Source organism: Myxococcus sp. SDU36, from assembly GCF_030168875.1.
Taxonomy (GTDB): domain Bacteria; phylum Myxococcota; class Myxococcia; order Myxococcales; family Myxococcaceae; genus Myxococcus; species Myxococcus vastator.
Window position 1 is genome coordinate 4225219 of the sequence record NZ_CP077414.1, and the last position, 21782, is coordinate 4247000.

Consider the following 21782-nt stretch of genomic DNA (forward strand, 5'->3'; position numbering starts at 1 on the left):
TCCACTTCAGACACAACGTCCGTCGCCGCCAGCCAGGCCTGGCGGCCCAGCCCCTGGCGGAGCGGGGTCCAGCTCGTGGGATGCGTGGGCGCCTATGTCCTGCTCGCGGGGGCCAGCTATGTCGTCCTCGCCCAATCCCTGGCGGGCGGCGTGGCGCTGGCGGTGCTCGCGGGCGTCGTGCTGGTCCGGGTCTTCATCCTCCAGCACGACTGCGCCCACCGCTCGCTGTTCCAGCGTCCGGTGACGAATGACCGGGTGGGCGTGGTGCTGGGCATGCTGACGCTGGCGCCGCACGCGTACTGGCGGGCCATGCACCTGGTCCACCATGGCACCAGCGGCGACCTGGACCGGCGCGGCGTGGGCGACATCGTGACGATGACGACCCAGGAGTACCTGGCGCTCAAGCCCGCCCAGCGCCTGCGCTACCGGCTGTACCGGCACCCCGCCATCCTCCTGGGCGTGGGGCCCATCTTCCAGTTCCTGCTGCGCTTCCGCATGCCGGGCATCGTCCCGAAGGAGCGCGGGCCCGAGCGCCGCTCCATCCTGGTGACGAACCTGGCGCTGGTGGCCGTCCACCTCGCGTTCCTCGCGCTGGGTGACTGGCCCCGGTGGCTGGTGGTGCACCTCATCATCACCCAGGTGGCCGCGGGCCTGGGCATCTGGCTCTTCTTCGTGCAGCACCAGGTGGAGCGGCCCTATTGGGTTCCCCGGGCGCGGTGGTCCCTGAAGGGCTCGGCGCTCCAGGGCAGCAGTCATTTGGTGCTGCCGCGCGCCTTCGAGTGGCTCTTCGGCGCCATCAACCTGCACCACGTCCATCACCTGAAGCCCCAACTCCCCAACTACCTGCTGCGCGGCTACATGGAGCGGCACGGCCTGGTCGAAGAGGGCGTGCGGCTTGGCCTGCGTGAGTCGGTGCTCGCCTTCCGCCTCAAGGTGTACGACGAGGCCACCGGCAGGATGACGGGCTTTCCCCCTGTCCACGCGGGCCAGGCCAGGACACCGCTGGCCGCCCCGCCCTCCATCGAGCCGCCAGGTCAGCTGGGCCGCCTGCTGACCTTCCCCGGCGAGGAACGCTGAACATGCCTGATTACGTCCATGTCCTCCTTGGACTCGCGCTGGGGTACGTCATCTCCTCGTACGTCGAGTCCTTCATGCACGAGTACGTGTCCGACGCGCGCCCGAAGGCGGTGCGCTTCTGGAACCGCGCGCCGCGGCTGTTCCGGCCGATGATCAACACGCACTTCTCCCACCACACCATCCACCACGTGAGGACCTTCCGGAGCAGCCACGTGACGCAGTTCCGGAGCGAGGAGGAGAAGCAGAAGCTCACCGAGGAGCTGCTTCAGCGGGGCAAGCACGGCCGGACCATCATCAACGGCGCCTTCGCCACCCGGCTGCACGGCGAGGGCGTCTTCGTCTTCGTGGCCCCGCTGGTCATCTTCTTCCCGGTGTTCTACTTCACGCTCAAGCCCATTGCCTTCCTGGCCGGCTGCGTGACGCTGCTGCTGCCGCCCTTCATGAGCCACTTCGTCCACCCGTACCTGCACCTGCCCTTCGAGGAAGGACAGCGCACCGCGCCCCGGTGGCTGGCGTGGCTGCTGCGGACCCGCTACATGCGCGCCGTCTACCGCAACCACTTCCTGCACCACCGCTATGGCGGCGTGTCCAACTTCAACCTGGTGCTGGGGGCGGACATCGTGCGGCGGCGCACCCGCGCGCTGACGGAGAAGGACCTGGCCGTCATGGCCGAGGTGGGCATGCCGCTGCCCGAAGAGGCCCCCGCGCGGACCGTCCATGGCTGAGCCCACGAACGCCTTCCACGTCCCCTGGTGGCTGCGCTTCTCCCACGTGCAGACCGTCGTCCCGCACCTGGACCGGCGCCGTCACGACGTGCTCACCGAGCACGTCCGCCACGAGCTGGCGGACGGTGACTTCGTGGACGTGTACTGGCTGAACCGGACGCGGCCAGGGCCCTTGTTCATCCTGCTGCCCGGCATGCAGGGCACGCAGGACTCCACCTACGTCCGCAGCCTGCTGTCGGAGCTGTCCCTGCGCGGCCTGCGCGCGGCGGTGTTGTGCCACCGGGGCGGCGCCGTGCCCAACCGGCGGGCCCCCTTCTATCACGCGGGCTTCACCGACCACCTGGCCTGGCTGGTGGGCTTCATCCGTGAGCGGGAGCCCCACACGCCGCTCCATGGCGTGGGCTTCTCCCTGGGCGGCAGCATGTTGATTCGCTACCTGGCGGAGACGGGCCACGCCAGCCACCTGTCCGCCGCGGCGGCCGTGTCCCTGACGTTCTCCCTGGGCAGCACGGCCCGGCGGGCCTGCGAAGGCATCAACCAGCTCTACCAGCTCCGCGTGTTGAACTCGTACAAGCGCGTCGCGCGGCTCAAGGCCCACCTGCCGGAGTTCGCCTCACGCGTTGGGACGCTGAACGGGATGCGCAACATCCAGGCCTTCGACGAGGTCTTCACCGCGCCCCTCCACGGCTTCAAGGACGCGCCAGACTACTACGCGCGGTGCAGCAGCCAGCAGTTCCTGTCGGGCATCGAGGTGCCCTTCCTCATCCTCAACGCCGAGGACGACCCGCTCGTCGCCCGGGACACGCTCCCCGACGCGCGCGCGCTGCGGGAGCACGTGCGGCTGGAGCTGACGCCGCATGGCGGGCACCTGGGCTTCATGTATCAGCGTTCCTCCGGGCTGGGGTACTACCCGCCGGCCCGGCTCATCTCGTTCTTCCTGCAGGAGCCGTCCGAAGCACATGAATCTCTATCTCAGGATGTTGTGGGTCATGCTCTCCTCGCTCTGGAAGCCGGAGATGCGCGTGGACGCGCTGACGAGCACGCTGGAGCAGCGCGTCCTGCCCAATGACCTGGACCTGAACCTGCACATGAACAACGGACGGTTCCTCACCGTCTGCGACTTGAGCCGGGTCGACCTGTTCATCCGCACGGGCCTGCTGGCCCTCATGCTCAAGCAGAAGTGGGCGCCCATCATCGTGCGCCACACCATGGACTACAAAAAGCCGCTTCGCCCGTTCCAGAAGTACACCGTGTCCATGTCGATTACCCGCTGGGACGAGAAGTACTTCTATGCCACCCACCAGTTCCTCTCGCGAGGGAAGGTGGTGGCGGAGGGCGAGTCCACCGCGGTGCTGCTCGGGCGCGAGGGCGTCGTCCCTCCGGCGACGGTGCTCGAGGCCGTGACGGCCCGGCAGAACCGGACGGTGGCGGAGAGCCGCTGAGCGCCCCGGGCCTGGGCCCGCCTCACGCCCAGGCCTTGCGGACCTCCGCGTAGTAGTCGCGGAAGAAGGGCACCATGGCCGCGCGGTTGCTGTCGACGATGGCCAGGAGCTCCGGAGGCATGACGAACTCCTCCTCCCCCAGCGCGTCGTAGAGCGAGTCCAGCATCTGCTGGTAGAAGCGAGGGAAGGCGCGGTGCCAGCCCACCTTGGGCAGCCGGATGCCGTGCTCCCACCCCATGGCCAGGTAGTGCTTGAGCGCCTCCGCGCGCGCCTCCTTCAGCGTGTAGAGGGAGATGGGCTTGCGCTCCGGCGGGAAGTCCTCGGCCACCAGGCCGCTCTGCCCGCACACCCGCCGCGCCATGTGCTGCCCCAGCAGCGGGGAGAGGAACAGCCCGTCGCGGTACGTCCCCGTGAGCAGCCACAGTCCCTCCACGGACGTCGGTCCGATGAGCGGACACGTGTCCACGGTGACGGGCCGGTTTCCCGCCTGCCAGGCGACGAGCTGCGCGCCGCAGAGGTCCTGGTCAATCTGCTCCAGGACGCACTCCAGCAGGAAGTACATGTCGGCCGGCGTGGTGCGCAGCATCGGCCGCGCCATCAGGATGTTCGTCGCGCCGAAGTAGAGCTGGCCCTCCCCGCGGGGCATGCCATGAAGGCCACAGGCGAAGGCCCGGTTCGGCGTGCGCACCACGTGCTGGAGCGACGGCCGGGGCACCTGGAGCAGCAGTGACGTCCCGCCGCCGCTGAAGATGCGGGGGATGCGCCGCGCCAGCTCCGGCAGCTCGTCGAGCACCGCCTGCGTCCCCACGCCCATGGCGAGCACGACCTGCGCGGCGCTCAGCGCGCGGCCATCCTCCAGCCGCACGCCCGTCACGCGGCCCCCCTGGAGGTCCAGCGCCTTGACCGCGCCATCCACGACGGTCACCCGCGGCGACTGCTCCAGGGACAGGGTGAGCGCCCGCAGCAGGCGGCTCGCATCCACCGAGCCCTCGCGGGGCAGGAACAGCGCCTGCTTGGGCCGGCAGTCCTCCGCGGGATTCAGGCCCGGCACCTGGTTGGGGTCCAGCAGCTCGTGGGGCTCGTCCTCGTCCTTCACCGCCTGCTGGATGGCGATGAAGTTCTCGTCCTCAATCGTCCCGGACTTGGCGTTGCTGAAGACGATGGTGCCAGGGCGGACGTGGACGTGCGCGTCCTCGGGCAGCTCGCCATTGAGCTGCTCCAGCCACGAAGGCCAGAGGCGCGCGGCGAGCACGCCCTTGGCATGCTTCGCGCGGCCGGGCGCGGTGCGCAGCAAGGGCGCCGTCACCTCGCCGTAGCACCCCAGCATCGCCCCAGCGGCGGGAGAGGCGCCCGCGGGACGGCTGACAGGACCGACCACTGCGATGCGCAGCCGGGGGTCCACCCGCGTCAAGGCGCGCGCGGTCGCCAGGCCCAGCGCGCCGTTGCCCGCCACCACGATGTCATAGGTGTCCATTCGCTCGCTGCCCTCGGCGGCATGGGGATACGGCACAACGCCCGCCGTATCCGGCTCGATGGGAGCGCGGACACGGCGGGCAGACCCTCAGGACTTCAGACTGACCCTACGGCAGGTCAGTCCTCCTTCTTGGACGTGTCGTTGACGATGTAGGGCGGCCACCACTGGCGCTCCGCGCTGGACCCACACGTCACGCTCGGCTCCTGGAGCAGGTCCTTCTCGGCCACCAGGTTCTTCACGGTCTCCAGCCACTGCGATCCGTTGTTCATGCCACGTCTCCTTGCTGCCGTGTTGGCTCTATGAGGGTACTGCGTACTAGTGAGTCGAGCCCCGAACGCAACTGTCGGCGCGCTTCGTCCGGGGCCACTCTCGCGCCGACAACCTCGAGGTAGGCCCGCTCCATGTCGGAGTACGTCCTGCCGTCACTGAGCTCGAAAATCAGCCACGCATTCAGGTCCAGCCAGTGAATGCGCGGCGCGGCCGGTGAGAACACCATCAAGCACTCGCCCTGCTTCGACGGGCGGACCCGCAGCCCGTCCACCTTGCGGTAGGCGGCCCGCGCCTGCTCACGGGCTTGGGGTCTGGCGTCCTGGAGGAAGAGCTCGCGGTCCACGGGCGCCAGGGACTCGCGCTGCCACCGGACGAAGTCGCGTCCCTGAGGCGTGAGCAGATGCGCCCACTCCGTCAGCAACATCTCTCCCAGGAAGCGGGCCCGGTCCACCGAGCGGCCGTAGGGCGAAGCGCCGTCGTTGTTCACCACCGACGTCGCGTGCGGGCGCGAGACGTATGACGACGGGTCTCCGAAGCGCTCCGTCAGGGCGCGGTCCGCCGTGAGCGCGGCCGCCTTGAAGAGCGCCAGGTGGACGTACACGTGATAGGAGAACACCGCGCGCACGCTCGTCCACCGGATGTCACGCCAGGGGACCTGGACCGTCTCCTCCGGCTTCGCGATGAGCGCCACCGAGCGGGTCGCGTCGAAGAGCTTCATGTGAAGCCCCTCGTGCAGCAGACACCCGGCGATGTCCCAGGGGTTCCCGAGCTCCTCCAAGGCCAGGAAGATGGTGGAAGGCGTCAGGTCCCCGCCCGCGGCGGACAGGACGGTGCCGCCTTCGAGCTTCGCGCTGAGCAGCGCGATGGCGTCGACGTGCGTCAGGGCGCTCGCGCCCGAGTGCGGCAGCAGCAGGGAGAGCAGCTCGATGGAGTCATTGAGCGTCCGCTGCGCCTTGGCCTGCGGACTCAGGAGCGTCCCGCCGCTCTTGGACTTCGCGCCGAAGACACCGTCGAACGCCGCATGCAGCGCCCGCGAGTACGCGTCCGTGGGCTGGGCCACGTCCCACAGCCACTTGGGAACCGCCGAGCCCACCTGCCAGCGCGACGGCATGCGCGACTCGCACAGGCCCAGCGGCAGCGCCTCCAGCGCCCCCGGCAGCATCTCCTCCACCGGGTGGGGCGACGTCAGCCGCCCTGCCTCCAGGTCGGAGAAGGCCTGCTCCAGCGCCAGGCGCACGAGCGGGTCGAAGAAGACGCGGCGCGCCTCGGCATCACTGAGCGCCTCCACCGCGGCCACCGCGCGCGACAGCGAGGGCAGCCGCTCCGCGAAGAGCTCCACGCCGAAGCGGTAGCGGGTCAGCACCTTCGCCAGGATTCGCGGCGAGTCCCCGAACGCGGGGTGGCTCGACAACGCCCGGTCCGCCGTCTGGATGACGCCCAGGACGTTCGTCACGGCGCACCTCCCTCGGCGACCTGCTCAATCATCCCGCTCGACTCCAGGCCCCTGAGCGTGGGCGCCAGCTGCGCCCAGGCGCGCTCGGCCCCCAGCCCCAGCGTCGAGGTGTACGAGGAGAGCACCTCCTCCTCCGTCTTGCCGTCGCACAGCTCGAAGGCGAGCCAGGCCGACAGGTTCAGGGTGAGAATCTTCCGCGACGCCGGGTCCAGCGCGAACAGGACCTCCGAGGCCGGGGAGCGGCGCAACGAGAGGTTCCGCCCCTGCCGGTAACGCACCGACGACGGTGCCCGGCTGGAGCGGATCGGCGCCGGCGTGGAGGCCGCGGCGCGCGGAGCGACGTCGCTGCCAGTGACGCCGTCCACCAGGGGGCGAACCGTGTCCCAGAGCCACGCGACGAGCTCGCGCCCGTAGGGCGTCACCCGGGGCGACAGCGGGCCGGAGAGCTGCGCGTGCAGGTACGCCAGCCGCTCCTCGGCCCGGGAGTAGGGCTTGACGTCGTTCTTCACCACCGACATCGCGTGGGCCGGAGCGTCGTAGTCACGGGGGGCGCCGAACTCCGCGTAGCAGTCTGGCCCCAGGTGCTTCACCGCCTCGCGGAACACCTGCATGTGCGCGTACGCGTGGTAGGCGAAGACGCTGTTGGACAGGGCCGTCCGCCGTCCCCAGGGCAGCTCCACCGGGTCGTCATCCGTCACGATGGCGCCCGTGCGAATCAGGTCGGAGAGCTTGAGGTGAATGGCCTCATGCAGGATGTGGCCCGCCGTGTCCCACGGGTTCTCCAGCTCGTCCGGGTCGATGAAAATCATGCACGGCGTGCCGTCGCCCCCGGAGCCGGTGAGCATCCGGCCCCGTGGGCCCCGGATGTTCGCCACGGCGATGCAGTGCAGGTGCAGGAAGACGCTCTGCGCCATCTCCGGCACCAGCCGCCGTAGCAGCTCACAGGCCCGCTCCAGGCCCTCCACCATGCGCGGCGTCGGACGGATGATTTCGACGCTGCTCTGGGCCCCAGGCATGAACCCGGTGCGGATGCTGTCGCGCAGCAGGTCCCCGACCCGCGACGGCGTGTCCGGGAGGTCCCAGACCCACGTGCGGCCCGAAGGCCCCACCGCGAAGTCACGCCCCATCGCCTTGCGTGCGACGGACACGCCGCGGCCCTCCTCCAGCGAATCCAGCGCCTCGCCGAGCAGCGCCGGGAAGGTGTCACGCACCGCCCCCACCGGCCCCGTCGTCTCCAGCTTGCTGATGGCCGTCTCCAGCGCGGCGCGCACGAGCAGGTCACCGAACAAGACATTCACGGACGCGGTGTCCAGCGCCTCGATGCGCTCCGCCAGCGCTCGCAGCCGCGCGTCCTGGCGCGACAACACCTCCAGGACGAACTTGTAGCGCTCGATGACACGCAACACGATTTTCGACGAATCTCCAAACGGCACCTGTTGCTGGAACCGATGGTCGAGCTGCCGGATGACCTCAATCTGTCGCACGCTGCTCTCTCCTCGGATGACAGACTCATCAAAAATCAGCCATCCCGGCATAAACAGCATTTCGGAACTTCAAGCTATCAACCCACGCCCCCTGTCACAAGCACAAGACGCCAAGACAGCGCGCTGCCCTCGCTTTATTCCGCGTGCCAATCAGACAGCTCATTCTGGAAAGAGACTGTCTCAGCGCATCAATGAAGACGCGTTGCGTTGACTGGCCCTGCGCGGAACCGCCTGCCCGGTCATGTATGACCCGACAGCCCATGACGTGGGGGTGACAGCGACTCCGGTCCCCCTGAAGCGCGGTCCTCCCACAAGAATCCCAAAACCTCCTGGAATATCCTTCCGGTGTGGCTGCCAAATTCCCAGGCGGTGACACATCCATTATCAAACGGATGCTTGAGTCACCGGTGCAGTCGGAGCTTCCTGGACTAGACTGCGGTCACGTCCCGATGAACGGGACCGAACGCTGGAGACAACGATGCCGACCTGGATGCGGAGCGCGGGACTCGCGGTGGTGCTGTCGTGTGGGCTGTGGGGCTGTGGTGGCGTGCAAGCGCCGGAAGCGGAGGCCGCGCTCGACGAGACGAGCCAGGAGCTCATCATCCCTTGTAGCTTCGAAGATGACTCGGCCTGTCGCAACCGCCGGGACATGATTTGTGACTACAACCAGAGCTACTGCGTCTCCGTCTGCAGCGACGGCCGCGTGTGCCCCACCCACCGGTACTGCTGCAACTGAGGCCAGCCACCGCTTCCGCCTGACGGACAGGTGGCAACACCTGTCACCAGCTGAGGACGGCTGTCACCACCTGTCCGTCAGAAAATTGCGAGAGGGACATACGCCATCACCTCCTTCGCCCTGGAAGTCCTTGCACGCGCGCTGGCATGCCGCATGCTCATGCGGGCTCCACATCACGCCAGGGAATCCCTCTCACTCCCACGCGCAGGCGCTGTCCCCTGCCCTGGCGTTCGCTCTGCCGCGGGAACACCCCATCTACTTCCATGAACCGAATGTCTGATTGGCTTTCCACCGCGGCGATGTTCGCCGGCCTTGCCACCCTGACGGGCCTGCCGATGGCCGCCGAGGCCTCGAACGATGTTTCGCCGGAGATCGTCTCCGCGATGCGCCGGGACCTCGGCCTCACCGAGCAGCAGGTGCACCAGCGCCTGTCCTTCGAGGCGAAGGCGCCCGGGCTGGAGCAGACGATGCGTGAACAACTGGGCGACGCCTTCGGTGGCGCCTGGCTCGACTCGGAGGGCGGCCAGCTCATCGTCGGCGTCACCGACGAGTCCCGCCTCGCCAAGGCCCGGGTCGCCGGCGTGCGGGCCGTGCGCGTGGCGCGCAGCCTGGCGCGGCTGGAGCAGGTGAAGGCGGAGCTGGACCAGAACGTCCAGGCGCTCTCGCCCGCCATCCACTCCTGGTACGTCGACCTGCCGACGAACAGCGTCGTCGTCTACGTGGACGCCTCCAGCCAGACGAAGCTGCGCGCGGACGCCTTCATCGCGCGGAGCTCGGGCCTGAAGGACGACAGCCTCCGCGTGGTGGCTTCCAGCCATGCCCCCGAGCCCGCCTACGACTTGCGCGGCGGTGACCCGTACTACTTCAGCAACTACCGCTGTTCGGTGGGCTTCCCCGTCAACGGGGGGGGCTTCGTCACCGCCGGCCACTGCGGCGGCGCGGGCACGCCCACCACGGGGCACAACGGCGTGGCCCTGGGCACCATCCGTGGCTCCGTCTGGCCCGGCGCCGACTACGGCTGGGTGGCCACCAATGGCTCGTGGACGCCGCAGCCGTGGGTCAACAACTACAGCGGCGGCAACGTCACCGTGGCGGGCTCCCAGGAGGCGCCGGTGAATGCCTCCATCTGCCGCTCCGGCTACACCACCGGCTGGCGGTGCGGCGTGCTCCAGGCGAAGAACATCACCGTCAACTACTCCGTCGGGCCCGTGTACGGCCTCCACAGGACGAACGCCTGCGCGGCCGGCGGTGACTCCGGCGGCTCCGTCATCTCCGGCAACCAGGCCCAGGGCGTGACGTCCGGCGTGGCGGGCACGTGCTCCGATAGCAACCCGCAGACGTTCTACCAGCCCGTCAACCCCATCCTGGGCGCCTACGGCCTGACGCTCCGCACGACGGGCGGTGGCGGCGGCAGTGGACGGGCCTTCGTGTCGCGCCTCAACGGCAAGTGCATCGACGTGCCCAACTCCAACTTCTCCGACGGCGTGCAGCTCCAGATGTGGGACTGCAATGGCACGAACGCGCAGCGGTGGACGTTCGTCAACGGCACCGTGCAGGCGGGCGGCAAGTGCATGGACGTGGCCTGGGCCTCCACGGCCAACGGCGCGGCCATCCAGTTGGCCAACTGCAGCGGCAACCCGGCGCAGCAGTTCGTGCTGAGCGGCGCGGGTGACCTGGTCAGCGTGCACGCCAACAAGTGCGTGGACATCGTGAACCACAACACGGCCAGCGGCGCCCGGCTCATCATCTACGAGTGCACGGGCTACCCGAACCAGAAGTGGGAGCACCGCTAAACCCTCTGTCGCCTGAACGAGCGACCTCGGTGCCTGGAGGCGATTCAGGCACCGCGGGCCGCTCGGGCGTGACACGCTGAGGGCCTCCAGCGCGCCAGGGCCGGCCAGCCCAGGCGCGCCGTCTCACCGGAGGACATCCCCATGGCCCCCTCCCTGCTCCGCACGCCTCCCCTGCTGGTGCTCGTTCCGCTGCTCCTGGCGGCGGCGCCCCCGCCCAAGGCCCCGACGCCGCCTCGGCTGGAGGACGCGGTCCCCGACACCTTCACCGGCGTGGCGCGCGTGGTGGCCGTGGGCGACGTCCACGGCGACGTGGACGCCCTGAGGGAGGTGCTGCGGCTCGCCGGCCTCATCGACGCGAAGGACCGGTGGATTGGCGGCAAGACGCACCTGGTCCAGACGGGCGACGTGCCGGACCGGGGCGACCAGACGCGAGCGGCGTTCGAGTTGCTCATGCGGCTGGAGCAGGAAGCGCTCGCCGCGGGCGGACGGGTCCACGCCCTGCTCGGCAACCACGAGGCCATGAACATGCTGGGCGACGTGCGCTACGTCAGCCCCGGGGAGATGGCGTCGTTCGCGGACCTGAGCCCCGAACAGGACAGCGCCGACGCCCCGCCCGGCCTCAACGGGCACCGCGTCGCGTACAGCCTTCAGGGCCGCTACGGCCAGTGGCTGCGCAAGCACGCCGCGGTGGTGCGCATCAATGACACGCTCTTCGTGCACGGCGGCGTCGCGCCCGGCGTCCCCGGCGGCAACCTGGCCGAGCTCAACCGCTGGGTGCGCCAGGACTTCTTCCCCGACCATCCGCCCGGCGGCGCTCGGGACCCCCAAGGCCCCTTGTGGTTCCGAGGCTACGCGCTGGGCGAGCCGCGGGACGCCGAGTCCGCGCTGGACGCGGTGCTGAAGCGTTATGGCGCCAGGCGCATGGTCATGGGGCACACCACGAACCGCGACGGCAAGGTGAAGGTGCGGTTCAACGGCAAGGCGCTGCTCATCGACACCGGGCTGAGCACCGGGTACGGGCGGAACCTCGCGGCCCTGGAGCTTCGCGGCGGCAAGGTCAACGCCCTGTACCGCGAGGGCCCCGTCACGCTGGACACCGTGGAGCCCCCCGCCGCGCCGGCTCGTCCCGCGGCCCCGAAGCCTCGGAAGAAATGAGGGGCTGCGCAGGTGCGGCGGCGCGGCGTGCGGGCCGTTGCATTCGCCGAGGTGCCGTCTCTTCGCGCGGCGACCGGGTCCTCTTCCCGCCGCCCTGCCGTCCCGACTTCAGCCCCATTGCGCTGGCATGAAGCAAAGTCACGGCGCTGCTGCGCAAGTGGCGGCTGCGGACCCGCTCCTGGCTGCATCAGGCCACCCCGTCCGCCCTGGCGGCCATTCTTCCGCGCGATGCAGCCAGAGGGTTCGTCCACCGCGGCGACGCCGTCGCTCAGCTTTTTGAGCTGCGCCATGAGGCGAGGCGCCCCGATGGCCGGGGCGCACCTGGGCAGCTCGCTGTTCGGAAATGTCGGGAGATTTCGCGGCGCAAAACCCCCGACATTTCCGAACAGCGAGCTACGGGAGTGACTCCGGCCCCCCCGCGCGCATGCACTCCCACGCGAACCGCTGCGTCCTGCTGTCGCGCCTCCGCTGCGCCACTGCTGAGCCAATCATGATGGTTCCGTGAGGATTGCCCCGCCGCGGCTCCCTACCGTCGGAAAAGGACGGAGACGCGGGAGCGGCGCATGCGACGTGGCGGGGCATTCACGATTCTGGCCATTGGAGTCATCACGCTCCTCGTATGGGAAGCACACTCCACGACAAAGGCTGTCGACCGTGGCGCGAGGGCCGCCGCATCTTCGCGAGCCACGAACCGCATCGTGGGTGATGCCCACCGGAGCCTGATGGGCCTGGACACCCTCCCCCGGCCGGACTCGGGCCGGAGCCTTCGTGGCACCGTGGTGGATGAGCGAGGCTTGCCTCGCGCAGGTGTGCGCGTCTCCGCCGTGTTGAGGGAGCCGCCGTCCGTGTCCGAACTGCCATGTCCTGAAGGAACTCCGATAACCTGGGAGCCTCGCCGCGGGGAGGGGCCTGTCCGGCTCTTCTCGGATTGCACGTGGATGGGGCGGGAACTCCTGGTCGAGTGGATCTCATCCCGCACGGGGGAAGCCCCCATCCTCGCGGAAACGGTGACCACGGGAGACGGCACCTTCGTCCTGGAAGGACTCCCCGACGGCCTCCTGTCTGTCTGGGCCTTGAACGAGGCCGGCGCGGCCATGAAGCAAGGCCTCCTGGGGACACACGATGACCTACGGCTGGTGCTGTCCCCCGGCTTGCTCCTGGAAGGAATTGCCTCGGGAGCGGATGCACCGCTGCCGGGCACACGCCTCACCGTGCTCTCCGTGGCAACCGACCGCTACTTCGACGGCGTCGCGGGTCCCGAGGGCGAGTTTCGCATCGGTCCGCTGCCATACGGGCGCTACGTCCTCCTGGCGGCGCAGGACGGCTGGCGGCCGGACCTCATCCATTTGGATGAGGAGCACATCCTGCCGGAGGACGGTGTGCGCCTCACGCGCCCCCTGAAAATCATGGGCCGAGTCCTCGCCCTGGGGAATCCCGTCTCGGGAGCGAGAGTCGAGCTCACCTTCAGGGATGCTCGCGATGACAGCTCTCATCAGTTCGCCACGACCGATGCGACGGGACAGTTTCACTTCTCGGGACTCCCCAAGAGCATTCTCGAACTGGCGGCATTGCATGACGGAATGAGCGCGCATGAGCAAGTCATCCTGAACGAACGAATCGGCGCGGAGACCGTCCTGGAGCTGCGGCCCGCCCCTTATTTCGGAGGCATCGTCCAAGACGAGGCGCGTCAGCCCGTCCCAGGCGCCAGCGTCTCCGCCCTTATCACGCGGCATGGCAGCTCCAACCCAGACGTGAAGACGCGCCTGGATGGCCGCTTCCGTCTGGGCCCCTTGATCCCCGACATGAAGGACTTCATGGTGTCGGCGCCGGGGTACCTGGACACCCTCGTCAACCTGCGCTCCGCGGTGAATACGGCCTCGGCCACCATCACCCTCTTCCGCGCGATGACCATCACCGGCGTGGCAGTCGACGCCCACGGGTCGCCCGCCCCAGGTGTCGCGCTCACATTGAAGCGCGAATGCAATCCCGCGGCGCCGTACCATCGTCATGAGGCGACGACTGACGAGATGGGCCATTTCGAGCTGAAGGCATGTCGCCCAGGTGAGTGGGAGATCCAAGCCCGTGACGAGCGGTTCCTCCCCGAAGCCATTCCGGTGTACGCGCCCGGCAAAGCGCTGCGCCTCTCGTTGCGACAAGGCCCGACCCTGCGAGGCACCGTATCGGATGAACACGGCGCTCCCGTGCCCGAGGCGGTTGTCGACATCTCCGAGCGCAACGAGGAGGACCTGGCCAGCCGTCACGCATCTTCAGATGCCCAAGGCCGCTTCCAGCTCGGGGCCGTCCAGCCTGGACACTACGTGGTGCGGGCTCGAAAGGAGGTTCTGGGTGTCGTGCGGATGGTCTCCCAGGACCTCGAGCTGCGTGAAGGAACTCCGTCCCAGGTGGAGCTGCGCTTTCCCAGAGGCGTGACGGTGTCCGGCGTCGTGGTGACAGCGACTGGCAAGCCGCTGGAGGGCGCGGTTGTCCGAGCGTACCGGGCGTCGCCCGTCGCGGAGACGGAACCGCCCGCCCGCAGCATCCATCACGGCGGGCCCGGCGGCGCTCGCACAGGCGCGGATGGCCGGTTCGTCCTGCGGCATCTGTCCTCCGCCCCCCACGAAATCGAGGTCACGAAACCGGACCACACCTTCGTCCCAGCGCAATCCCTGGGAGGAACCACGGACCCGCACGATACGTTTCTCGTGAGCCCGGGGGAGCACCCCATCCGTCTCGTCATGCAACGAGACTCACGGGTCCGGGGAACGCTCCTGAGTGCCGAGGGAAGTCCCATCCCAGAGTTCACCCTCAACGGCACGCGGGTCCGCTCCGAGGACGGCGCATTCGAGTGGTCGACCGCGAGCTCCGGAACACTGACGCTGGCCTTTGACGCAGCAGGGGTGGCGCCGCGCGCCTTCACGGTGGAAGTCCCTCTTGAAGGCGACGTGGACCTGGGTGACCTCCACATGAGTCCGGGTCGCTCCGTCCAAGGCCGACTGCTGGACGCCGCGACCTCCGCGCCTATCGAGGGCGCGAGGCTGACGCTCTATTTCAGGGCCGGCACGGCAGGACACAAGAGCTTGCATGACAGCGTGGTGTCGAATCCCGATGGCACCTTCGCCTTGACGCATGTGAGTGAAGCGCCCTCGGAGCTCGTCGTCGACGCCGTGGGCTACCATCGCTACTCCGGCACCGTGACAGGAGGAGAGACTCCGCTGATTCGACTGGAGCCTGGCGTCGTCGCCGACGTGACAGTACGGGACCATCACGGCGCGCCTGTCGAGGCGACGCTCCATTTCTGGCGGGATGGTGCCCACCAGGCAGACATGCTCCTCGCCCGGAATGGAAAAGCAGTACATCCCGGCCTGGAGCCCGGCTTCTACACCGTCAGAGCCAGCGCGGCCTCGGCTGCGGACGGCGCCGCACCCCAGTTCGCGCCCCAGCGCGTCCACGTTCCCGACGGCGGGCGGCTGGCGATTGACTTCGTCGAGCAGACGACAGGCGCGACGGTCACCCTCCTCAACCCCAGCATCAGGAGCGTGTACCTCTCCTTGCACCCCGGGCGGATTCCCGCGCCGACCACCGAGGCCGCCGCTGAGTTCCTCGCAATAGAGCGGGGATTCATCCATTTCGACGAGGAAGACGCACCCTTGGCAGCGTACGAAGCGGCTGGTCGGACGACGCGCTTCCGCAATGTGCCTCCAGGTCCCGCCACCGTCTTCCTGCTGAGCGGCTACGTCCCCGTCCATTTCTACCGGGAGGAGTTGATGATTCCGGCCTCCGGGGAAATCGTTCACACGTTGGTTCCCAACTGGCAGCCACTGCCCTCTCCGGGGCAATGACGGGACGGCACAGGAACGATTACGATTTGCTTGGCTCACCAGTGCGCGGTTCGCGCCAGCGTGGGGCTGGCGCTGCGAATCACTGGCATTCCGCACAAGCACATTCCAGACAGTCACACTGAATCGAGCTCCTCAAAGACAACTCCCCATCCGCCTTCTGGGCGATTCTCCTTGAGGGCTGTCTTCACAGCCTCATCAATGACCAGCACATCGGGAGACTCCGCCAGCCTGAACATGTGCAAGCCACGCGACTTCATGCCATCCAACACGACGTCCTTGAATGCCACCAGCGAGACCTCGACACCTTCCGCGTCCGCCTCCATCAAGGTCTCGAACGAGGACTGCTGCATTTCGACAGCCTTTATCAGGCCGAGCACGTTGAATAGAAAGTATCCAGAGCGCTGTTTCTGGGTCTCTGGATTCATGAGAATGACAGGGAAGCACTGGAAGTTGTTGACGCCGGCGCCGCGCAGCACCTGGATGAAACGCTCACTGGCGAGAACAGCTCCGCCGCTCATGAAATGCTGGCAGGGTTCGTCATCAGGCGTATCCACTTCGTAGACCAGCCTGGGCAAGGTGTCCGCCTCAACCCATTTTCCCGCCATGATGCTCTCATCCGGCAACGTCGGGCCGGAGGTGATGCCATGGTCGAGGAAGTAGTCCTCGGACAACTGGTAGTACTTCATGCTCGTTCCCTCCCGCGGGGATGCGCGCGTGGGATGGAAAACCAATGTTGACTACCTCGCGGACGAGTTGAGCGAACTTCTACATGAGGGGGAGGAGCGACTCCTTTCGCATGCCGGCGAGGGTACCCTGAGGTATCCCCTCGCTCCATGAACGACTACGAGTTGATTGGCTCACCAGGGTGTGGTTCGGCCATCGTGGAGATGGCGCTGCGAATCACCGGCATTCCGCACCGGCTCACGGACCTGCCCTACCTGGAGCCGGGCCCCGGACGCGACCGGCTGTTGAAGCTCAACCCCCTGGGGCAGGTGCCCACCCTGGTCCTCCCCGATGGCACGGTGATGACGGAGAGCGCGGCCATCATCCTGCACCTGCACGACGCCTCACCCCAGAGCAGCCTGGCGCCAGCGCCCACGGCCCCCGAGCGCGTGCGCTTCCTCAACCTCCTGTTCCGCCTCGTGGGCGCGGTGTACCCGACGTTCACGTACGCAGACGACCCACCCAAGTGGACCCTGGCCGGCCCCGCCTCGGACCGACTGCACGACACCGTCATGGAGCGCCGCGCCACCCTCTGGCGCGAAATCGAGGCCCAGGTGGGCAAGCCCCACGTGCTCGGCGAGCGCTTCAGCGCGCTGGACCTCTACGTCACCGTGATGACGCACTGGCGGCCGGGCAAGGACTGGTTCGCCCAGCACTGCCCCACCCTGGTAGCGACCGCCAGGCGGGCCGAGGAGCATCCGCACGTCGCCGCGGTGCTGGGCCGTCACTTCAACTGACGCCTTCCGCCCGCTCCTGGCAGCAGGTGGGCTCCGCATCAGCCCACCCGATGCACCCCGGCGCTGTTACCGTCGCGCATCGCCCCCGGGCACATTGCGCCAATGACTCCAAATGAAGCCCTGACCGAAGTCCAAGCCCGCCGGGCCGCCGAGCGCACAGACGACACAATCAACGTCAACCGTTCGGACTCCGGCGCTGCATGGGGGAGGCCGTCGTGAAGGTCATGCGAATTGTCACCAACGTGGGCGTGTCTGCGCCAGCAACCGCCAGCCGCTTCTATCGGGACGTCCTCGGGCTCGACGTGTTGATGGATATGGGTTGGATTGCCACCTACGGCTCAAGCGAAACGATGACTGTGCAGGTCAGCTTCATGTCGCAAGGGGGCTCAGGCGCGCCAGTGCCAGACATGTCCATCGAGGTCGACGACCTCGATGCGGCCATCGCCCGGGTGAAGAAGGCGGGAATCCCAATCGAGTATGGCCCGGCTGACGAGCCTTGGGGTGTGCGCAGGTTCTTCGTGCGCGACCCCTTCGGACGGCTGGTGAACCTGCTCGCTCACAGCCCATGAGCGCCACCATGCCGCCAGAAGGGCGCGAAGTCCTGCACCGACCTCGTCCACGGGGAGGGCAGCCCTCCCGGCGGCCCGGGGTTCAGCCCTCTGCCTGCCCCGGGGTGTGGTCCGGGTCCGGGTAGGGGTGGGCACGGTGCGGCGCGTCCTCGTCGTCGCCCTCCGCGCTCCCCGGCGTGTGGCCCGGCTCTTCCTCCATGTAGCGGCCCTGTCGTTCCCGCGCGTCGTCTGGCGGCTCGGACAGCGGCCGCGGCGCTTCCACATCTGGCATGGCGATGTCCTCCTCTTGGAGAACATAGGCAGTCGCCAGTCCGTGGACGCCAGCCCCTGCCCCGGCGAGGCGGCCAGCAGGCAGGGGCTGGGGTGGGCTACGGCTGGGACATGGCCTGGATGGCGGACCGCGCCTGGCCCTCGTCGGCGGTGATGGAGACGACGAGCCGCTGCTGGCAGCCCTCGAACTCCTTCCGCAGGGACTCGGCCGTCACCGCCTGGAGCAGCGCGGGCCGGCCCGTCACCGTGTCCGGCTCGAAGCCACGGACGCGCGCGGTCAGCAGCGCGTTCACCCAGGCCTCCGAGCTGATGAAGGAGACCGCCTGAGCCGCCAGCATGCCCCTGCGGGCCCGCTCCAGCGTGGGCTCGGGCACTTCCTTCGCGAAGGACGCGAGAATCTGACGGACGGTGCTGATGCCTTCACCCATGCGCTGCGCATCCACCGCGCCCTCCAGCACCAGGTGGGCCGCGCCGCCGCGCCCCAACCAGGGCCGCGCGGAGAACCCGTACGTCGCGCCCCGGCGAGAGCGCATCTCCCCCGAGGCGTGGCCGTGGATCAGCTCCGCCATCAGGGCGTAGCGCGCCTCTGCTTCGGGCGTGGCCGTGGGCAGCCGGCAGGCCAACTGCACCTGGGCCTGGCTCGCACCGGGACGCGGCGTGAGCAGGGCCTTCGCGGCCGAAGCCGCCACCGGCAGCTCAGGCGAAGGCGGCGTGGCGACGGGCTTCGCCTTCCCCCGGCTCCAACCGCCGAGGTACTTGCGCGCCAGCCCCTCCACTTCCTTCACGTCGAACTCGCCGGCGATGACGACCACCGTGTTGGCCGGGCGGTACACGTCCTTCAGCCACGCCTCGGCTTCCGCCCAGGACACCTGGCCCAGGTCCGCGCCGGTCACCTCGCGCGCATAGGGATGCGTGCCGTACAGCGCCTTCAGGAGGTGCCGCTCGGCCAGGAGCTCCGGATTCGAGTCCACCGCCTGGCGCCAGGGCAGCACCTGCTCACGGTAGTAGCGCACCACGTCCTCGGAGGTGCGCGTGGAGTCGAGCTGCTCGGCCAGCATCGCCAGCATGTTGCCGACGTTGCCCGCCGTGCCGGAGAGGCCGACGCGCAGGTGGTCGCGCTGGAACGACGAGGTCGAATGCAGGCCCCAGTCACTGGGGCGTCCCTCGAACCAGGACTCCCGGAAAGAACCCCAGTTGGCCAGGTCCGCCACGCCCGGCTTCTCACCGTAGGACGAACCACCGCCCAGCGCCGCGCCGATGCGGACCACCGGAAGGCCCGGCCGCGGAGCGAGCAGCACCTCCATGCCATTGTCCAGCTTGAGCACCTGCACGGGCGAATCGAGCGCCGCCGTCATGGACGACGCCACCTGCTCGGCGGGCGAAGTCCAAGGCTCCTCGTCCGCGGACAGCGTGGCGGCCGCCGTCGCCGCGCCGGGCACCTCACCGGGACGGACGACAATCATTCGCACCCGGTCCCGCTGCAGCCACTGGTAGGAGAAGTCCGTCACCTTGCCGCCGACGAGCCCCATCAGCGCCACCTGCGAGCGGGTGTAGGAGCGAACGTCCTGCGTGAAGTGGGTGAGCAGCGCCCGGCGCTCGGTGCGGGACATGAGGTCCTCCGACTCCAGCACCATGCCCGTCACCACCTGCCGGCGCATCGCCTGGAAGTCGAACTCGCGGCCCAGCACGGAGCCGGGCTGAATCTCCTGCACCCACGCGTTCTGCACCTGGTCCAACACCTTCCCCGCCGAGCGCGCCGGATTGTCCCCCCGGCTGAGCCGCACCCGCACCACCAGCAGCGAGGCGCGCGTCCCCGGAATCAGGTTGGTGGAGATGTCCGCGATGTCGGCGTCATTGCGCACCGCGCCCCAGAGGTTCTGGCTGAAGCTGGCGCGAACGAAGTCCTGGACCGCGCTGGCCTCATCGAAGCCGCGCGGCAGCACCCAGGACAGATACACCTCCGGGGTGGGCACGGCGGCGGTGAAGACGGGCACCGACTTCTGGGCGGGCGTGGTGGCCGGGGCCGCGGGCTGCGCGGGCAGCCGCGCCTCCAGCGCCAGGGGCGCGCCCGTGCCCACCCAGGCCTCGGGCAGGTGGGTGCGGAGCGTGGCCTCCACGGCCGCCAGGTCCACGTCACCGGCGATGACCAGCGTGACGTTGTCGGGCCGGTAGTGCGCCCGGGCGAAGCGCTGCGCGTCCGACAGGCTGAGCGCGGACAGCGACTCGTGCGTCCCGGCGAGCGGACGCGCGTAGGCGTGGTCACCGGGGAAGGCCGCGGCGTTCATCCAACTGAAGACCTGCCCGACGTAGCCCGTCTCGTTGCGCTGGCGGAGCTCGTTGCGGACCACCTCGCGCTCCACCGCGAACACCTCCGGGCTCACGCCCGCGAGCGGCGCGGCCAGACGCTGGCCCTCCAGCTTCAGGAGGATGGGCAGGGCCTCCTTGGGGCCCAGCGTCTCGTAGGACGTGTAGTCCAGGCTGGTGGAGGCGTTGTAGAAGCCCGCGCCCGACGCCTCCAGGCGCCGCCACACCGAGGGCCCACCCGCGTGACGGGAACGGAAGGCCAGGTGCTCCACGACGTGCGCCAGGCCCTCCTTGCCACCCGGGTCACTGGAGCCCCCCGCGCCCACCACCGCGACCACCGCCACCACGGGGGAGCGAGCATCCTGCTCCACCACCACACGGAGCCCCGAGGGGAAGCGGAAGTCGCGCAGCGGGAAGGCCACGTCGCGCATGACGATTTGCCCACGCTGCGGCAGCGTGGCGCACGCGCTCAGCAGCAGCGCCAGGGCCATGACGGCGGCACGGGGCCGCCAGGAGGAAGGGAGGGAAACACGCGGGGGCAACATCCAGGCAGACTCCAAGGACGAACCCGGGAGCAGCACGCAGGGACACGCCCCACCGCCTCCCCCGAGCGGAAGTGATTCCTGACAGCGACGAGGCGAAGGCAATGCGCGAACCGCGCGGGCCCTGGACTCAAGGCCAGACGGACGGAATGCTCATACCATCCACGAGAAGACAGGCCAAGGGCCGGGACTCACAGGCGCGTTTGCGAAGTCCAGACACCTCCGCAAGCCTGGCCAACAAGGACCCGGAGGCTCAGCGGACCTGCGCTGGCGTATTCACAGACGCGGGCTTCGGCAGGTCCGCGTCCTTCAGCACCTTGCCTCGCGGCTGGCGCTCCGTCGCGTCCGTGTAGCCCCGGTCCACCAGCCCGCTCAAATCGAACGGCACGCCCCGGGTGCGCTCCAGCTTCTCCGCGCGCGCCTCCAGCGTCTTGGCGGCCACCTTCGCCTCGTACCCCACGCCCACCAGGATGCGGTTCGAACTCTGCGGCACGATGAACTCATACAACTGCGTGAAGGCCACCTGCCACGTGCGCACCATGGCGTCATAGTGACGGTTGGGCGGAAAGGCCCACACGTTGCCCACCACCGCGCCCTGGGGGCTCAGCTTCGCCCGCACCGCCTTCAGGAACTCCTGCGTGGCCAGGTGCTCGGGGATGCTGTCCGGGCCATAGGCATCCAGGAAGATGAGGTCATACGCGGGCCGCTCGGCTTCGATGAAGCGCCGGCCGTCTCCGACGTGCGCGCGCAGGAGCGCATCCTCCCGGAAGCCGAAGTAACGCCTGGCCACCGTCACCACGTCCGGGTCGATGTCCACCACGTCGATGTGCGCCCGCGGCACCACCTTGCGCAGGAACATGGGCATGGCCCCGCCGCCCAGGCCCACGACGAGGATGCGCCTGGGCTCGGGCACGTAGGTCAGCCCCACCATGGAGACCTGCGTGTACGGCAGCACCAGGTCCAGCGGCCTGCCCCGCCAGACCACGCTCTGCAGCGCGCCCGAGGCATCGAAGCCCAGATACCGGCGCCCCTCCTCGTCCTCCGTCACCGAGATGAGGGTGTAGGGCGATTGCTTCTCGTACAGGACCTTGCGGGACGCGGAGGCCGTACACGCCAGGACCACCAACCCCACCAGCAGCAGCCGCTGGCTCACACCGCGCATGTCCATCCCTCTCTGGTACAGAATACC

General features: G+C 68.8%; 18 protein-coding genes. 10 read left to right on the forward strand and 8 right to left on the reverse strand.

Features of this window, described 5'->3' with window-relative positions; translation table 11 throughout:
* Positions 1-84: 84 nt before the first annotated feature.
* Genes KGD87_RS16625 through KGD87_RS16640 form a run of 4 tightly spaced genes read left to right on the forward strand, consistent with a single transcriptional unit; the run spans position 85 to position 3244 of the window.
* A complete protein-coding gene (locus KGD87_RS16625; RefSeq protein ID WP_284668380.1) occupies positions 85-1077 on the forward strand; it encodes a fatty acid desaturase in 993 nt (330 codons plus the stop codon).
* A 2-nt stretch (positions 1078-1079) separates the two neighbouring features.
* Positions 1080-1802 carry a hypothetical protein gene (locus tag KGD87_RS16630; RefSeq protein WP_284668381.1) on the forward strand — a complete coding sequence of 241 codons (723 nt, stop codon included), beginning with the start codon at positions 1080-1082 and terminating at the stop codon, positions 1800-1802.
* Complete coding sequence (locus KGD87_RS16635; RefSeq protein ID WP_284668382.1) at positions 1795-2871, forward strand: YheT family hydrolase; 1077 nt, start codon at positions 1795-1797, stop codon at positions 2869-2871. The genes KGD87_RS16630 and KGD87_RS16635 overlap by 8 nt, the downstream gene beginning before the upstream one ends.
* Complete coding sequence (locus tag KGD87_RS16640) at positions 2792-3244, forward strand: acyl-CoA thioesterase (protein WP_255208159.1); 453 nt, start codon at positions 2792-2794, stop codon at positions 3242-3244. Before KGD87_RS16635 ends, KGD87_RS16640 begins: the two co-directional genes overlap by 80 nt.
* Positions 3245-3266: 22 nt before the next feature.
* On the opposite strand, the gene KGD87_RS16645 is transcribed toward KGD87_RS16640, so the two are convergent.
* From KGD87_RS16645 to KGD87_RS16660, 4 genes are all read right to left on the reverse strand, one after another.
* Positions 3267-4718 (reverse strand): NAD(P)/FAD-dependent oxidoreductase, encoded by a 1452-nt coding sequence (locus KGD87_RS16645; RefSeq protein ID WP_284668383.1) that lies wholly within the window; start codon positions 4716-4718, stop codon positions 3267-3269.
* 116 nt (positions 4719-4834) lie between these two features.
* Positions 4835-4987, reverse strand: a complete 153-nt coding sequence (locus KGD87_RS16650; RefSeq protein WP_176410444.1) for a hypothetical protein — start codon at positions 4985-4987, stop codon at positions 4835-4837.
* Positions 4984-6441 carry an aKG-HExxH-type peptide beta-hydroxylase gene (locus KGD87_RS16655; protein WP_284668384.1) on the reverse strand — a complete coding sequence of 486 codons (1458 nt, stop codon included), beginning with the start codon at positions 6439-6441 and terminating at the stop codon, positions 4984-4986. The genes KGD87_RS16650 and KGD87_RS16655 overlap by 4 nt, the downstream gene beginning before the upstream one ends.
* Positions 6438-7925, reverse strand: a complete 1488-nt coding sequence (locus tag KGD87_RS16660) for an aKG-HExxH-type peptide beta-hydroxylase (protein WP_284668385.1) — start codon at positions 7923-7925, stop codon at positions 6438-6440. Before KGD87_RS16660 ends, KGD87_RS16655 begins: the two co-directional genes overlap by 4 nt.
* A gap of 478 nt (positions 7926-8403) precedes the next feature.
* On the opposite strand from KGD87_RS16660, the gene KGD87_RS16665 reads away from it, so the two are divergent.
* The 4 genes from KGD87_RS16665 (at position 8404) to KGD87_RS16680 (ending at position 15448) form a co-directional block, all read left to right on the forward strand.
* The gene (locus KGD87_RS16665; RefSeq protein ID WP_284668386.1) at positions 8404-8661 is read left to right on the forward strand and encodes a hypothetical protein; all 258 of its coding nucleotides are present in this window, start codon (positions 8404-8406) and stop codon (positions 8659-8661) included.
* A gap of 272 nt (positions 8662-8933) precedes the next feature.
* Complete coding sequence (locus tag KGD87_RS16670) at positions 8934-10454, forward strand: RICIN domain-containing protein (protein ID WP_284668387.1); 1521 nt, start codon at positions 8934-8936, stop codon at positions 10452-10454.
* 141 nt (positions 10455-10595) lie between these two features.
* The gene (locus KGD87_RS16675) at positions 10596-11609 is read left to right on the forward strand and encodes a metallophosphoesterase (RefSeq protein WP_284668388.1); all 1014 of its coding nucleotides are present in this window, start codon (positions 10596-10598) and stop codon (positions 11607-11609) included.
* Between the two features lie 938 nt (positions 11610-12547).
* Entirely contained in the window at positions 12548-15448 is a 2901-nt protein-coding gene (locus KGD87_RS16680) for a carboxypeptidase-like regulatory domain-containing protein (protein WP_284668389.1), read from the forward strand.
* Between the two features lie 113 nt (positions 15449-15561).
* Here the strand turns inward: KGD87_RS16680 and KGD87_RS16685 are convergent, their stop codons facing one another.
* Entirely contained in the window at positions 15562-16134 is a 573-nt protein-coding gene (locus tag KGD87_RS16685) for an imm11 family protein (protein ID WP_284668390.1), read from the reverse strand.
* A 147-nt stretch (positions 16135-16281) separates the two neighbouring features.
* Between KGD87_RS16685 and KGD87_RS16690 the strand changes: the two genes are divergently transcribed.
* On the forward strand, positions 16282-16908 hold the full coding sequence (locus tag KGD87_RS16690; RefSeq protein WP_284668391.1) for a glutathione S-transferase family protein: 627 nt from the start codon (positions 16282-16284) through the stop codon (positions 16906-16908).
* Between the two features lie 224 nt (positions 16909-17132).
* Positions 17133-17477 carry a VOC family protein gene (locus KGD87_RS16695; RefSeq protein WP_284668646.1) on the forward strand — a complete coding sequence of 115 codons (345 nt, stop codon included), beginning with the start codon at positions 17133-17135 and terminating at the stop codon, positions 17475-17477.
* Between the two features lie 82 nt (positions 17478-17559).
* On the opposite strand, the gene KGD87_RS16700 is transcribed toward KGD87_RS16695, so the two are convergent.
* The 3 genes from KGD87_RS16700 to KGD87_RS16710 all read right to left on the reverse strand — a co-directional run bounded on the left by KGD87_RS16700 (position 17560) and on the right by KGD87_RS16710 (position 21761).
* Positions 17560-17748, reverse strand: coding sequence for a hypothetical protein (locus KGD87_RS16700; protein ID WP_176420735.1), 189 nt, complete (start codon positions 17746-17748; stop codon positions 17560-17562).
* A gap of 97 nt (positions 17749-17845) precedes the next feature.
* Positions 17846-20596: a M16 family metallopeptidase gene (locus KGD87_RS16705; RefSeq protein WP_284668392.1), complete on the reverse strand. Its 2751-nt coding sequence runs from the start codon at positions 20594-20596 to the stop codon at positions 17846-17848.
* 250 nt (positions 20597-20846) lie between these two features.
* A complete protein-coding gene (locus KGD87_RS16710) occupies positions 20847-21761 on the reverse strand; it encodes a spermidine synthase (protein ID WP_350102385.1) in 915 nt (304 codons plus the stop codon).
* Between the last annotated feature and the right edge of the window lie 21 nt (positions 21762-21782).

Bases quoted from the DNA above. Each gene is read 5' to 3' on its own strand.
- KGD87_RS16670 (WP_284668387.1), top strand. From the start codon at position 8,934: ATGTCTGATTGGCTTTCCACCGCGGCGATGTTCGCCGGCCTTGCCACC.
- KGD87_RS16665 (WP_284668386.1), top strand. From the start codon at position 8,404: ATGCCGACCTGGATGCGGAGCGCGGGACTCGCGGTGGTGCTGTCGTGT.
- KGD87_RS16640 (WP_255208159.1), top strand. From the start codon at position 2,792: ATGCTCTCCTCGCTCTGGAAGCCGGAGATGCGCGTGGACGCGCTGACG.
- KGD87_RS16710 (WP_350102385.1), bottom strand. From the start codon at position 21,761: ATGGACATGCGCGGTGTGAGCCAGCGGCTGCTGCTGGTGGGGTTGGTG.
- KGD87_RS16705 (WP_284668392.1), bottom strand. From the start codon at position 20,596: ATGTTGCCCCCGCGTGTTTCCCTCCCTTCCTCCTGGCGGCCCCGTGCC.
- KGD87_RS16630 (WP_284668381.1), top strand. From the start codon at position 1,080: ATGCCTGATTACGTCCATGTCCTCCTTGGACTCGCGCTGGGGTACGTC.
- KGD87_RS16645 (WP_284668383.1), bottom strand. From the start codon at position 4,718: ATGGACACCTATGACATCGTGGTGGCGGGCAACGGCGCGCTGGGCCTG.
- KGD87_RS16675 (WP_284668388.1), top strand. From the start codon at position 10,596: ATGGCCCCCTCCCTGCTCCGCACGCCTCCCCTGCTGGTGCTCGTTCCG.
- KGD87_RS16700 (WP_176420735.1), bottom strand. From the start codon at position 17,748: ATGCCAGATGTGGAAGCGCCGCGGCCGCTGTCCGAGCCGCCAGACGAC.
- KGD87_RS16635 (WP_284668382.1), top strand. From the start codon at position 1,795: ATGGCTGAGCCCACGAACGCCTTCCACGTCCCCTGGTGGCTGCGCTTC.
- KGD87_RS16695 (WP_284668646.1), top strand. From the start codon at position 17,133: ATGCGAATTGTCACCAACGTGGGCGTGTCTGCGCCAGCAACCGCCAGC.
- KGD87_RS16680 (WP_284668389.1), top strand. From the start codon at position 12,548: ATGGGGCGGGAACTCCTGGTCGAGTGGATCTCATCCCGCACGGGGGAA.
- KGD87_RS16690 (WP_284668391.1), top strand. From the start codon at position 16,282: ATGAACGACTACGAGTTGATTGGCTCACCAGGGTGTGGTTCGGCCATC.
- KGD87_RS16650 (WP_176410444.1), bottom strand. From the start codon at position 4,987: ATGAACAACGGATCGCAGTGGCTGGAGACCGTGAAGAACCTGGTGGCC.
- KGD87_RS16685 (WP_284668390.1), bottom strand. From the start codon at position 16,134: ATGAAGTACTACCAGTTGTCCGAGGACTACTTCCTCGACCATGGCATC.